The sequence below is a fragment of the Bacillus sp. FMQ74 genome (genome assembly GCF_001875785.1).
GTDB lineage: Bacteria > Bacillota > Bacilli > Bacillales > Bacillaceae > Bacillus > Bacillus stercoris.
This window is the reverse complement of record NZ_MOEO01000037.1, coordinates 1-1006: the sequence shown is the minus strand read 5'-3', so window position 1 is coordinate 1006 and position 1006 is coordinate 1. Positions and strand designations below refer to the sequence as shown.

General features: G+C 47.0%; 6 tRNA genes and 2 rRNA genes. All 8 read left to right on the top strand.

The annotated features are described in order from the left end of the window. Window positions 1-10 precede the first annotated feature (10 nt). Window positions 11-126, top strand: a 5S ribosomal RNA gene (rrf, locus tag BLL41_RS22230). Window positions 127-171: 45 nt separating this feature from the next. Then, a tRNA-Asn gene (locus BLL41_RS22225) sits at window positions 172-246 on the top strand. 2 nt (window positions 247-248) lie between these two features. Next, window positions 249-321, top strand: a tRNA-Thr gene (locus BLL41_RS22220). 61 nt (window positions 322-382) lie between these two features. Next, window positions 383-457 (top strand) — tRNA-Gly (locus tag BLL41_RS22215). A gap of 31 nt (window positions 458-488) precedes the next feature. After that, window positions 489-565: transfer RNA gene (locus BLL41_RS22210), tRNA-Arg, on the top strand. A 27-nt stretch (window positions 566-592) separates the two neighbouring features. Next, a tRNA-Pro gene (locus BLL41_RS22205) sits at window positions 593-669 on the top strand. Window positions 670-676: 7 nt separating this feature from the next. Then, window positions 677-752: transfer RNA gene (locus BLL41_RS22200), tRNA-Ala, on the top strand. Between the two features lie 171 nt (window positions 753-923). Further along, window positions 924-1006 (top strand): 16S ribosomal RNA (locus tag BLL41_RS22195); the annotation flags it as partial.

The following is a 1006-nucleotide window of genomic DNA, read 5'->3' as shown; positions in this document are numbered from 1 at the left end:
AAGGCATTTGTTTGGTGGCGATAGCGAAGAGGTCACACCCGTTCCCATACCGAACACGGAAGTTAAGCTCTTCAGCGCCGATGGTAGTCGGGGGTTTCCCCCTGTGAGAGTAGGACGCCGCCAAGCAGATTTATTATTTCTACCATGTTTGTTTATGAAGCTTTATATTATTCCGCAGTAGCTCAGTGGTAGAGCTATCGGCTGTTAACCGATCGGTCGTAGGTTCGAATCCTACCTGCGGAGCCATTGCTTCCATAGCTCAGCAGGTAGAGCACTTCCATGGTAAGGAAGAGGTCAGCGGTTCGAGCCCGCTTGGAAGCTTTATTAAATGTATTATTACTAAGGTTTCTCAAAAAGGAGAAAGCTTTTTTTATTGCGATATGCGGAAGTAGTTCAGTGGTAGAACACCACCTTGCCAAGGTGGGGGTCGCGGGTTCGAATCCCGTCTTCCGCTCCATTTATCCCAACGGGATATTATAAATTTAATTGCGCCCGTAGCTCAATTGGATAGAGCGTTTGACTACGGATCAAAAGGTTAGGGGTTCGACTCCTCTCGGGCGCGCCATCTCTTTTAATAGAATAGATAGGAAATCGGGAAGTAGCTCAGCTTGGTAGAGCACATGGTTTGGGACCATGGGGTCGCAGGTTCGAATCCTGTCTTCCCGACCATTTTCATGGGGCCTTAGCTCAGCTGGGAGAGCGCCTGCTTTGCACGCAGGAGGTCAGCGGTTCGATCCCGCTAGGCTCCACCAAGAAAAGTTTTAAAAAGTTGTTGACTTTGAAGAAATGGCGTTGTATACTAATAAAGTTGCTTTAACAAAGCGAACAAAAAAATGATCTTTGAAAACTAAACAAGACAAAACGTACCTGTTAATTCATTTTTTATAAATCGCACAGCGATGTGCGTAGTCAGTCAAACTACTTTATCGGAGAGTTTGATCCTGGCTCAGGACGAACGCTGGCGGCGTGCCTAATACATGCAAGTCGAGCGGACAGATGGGAGCTT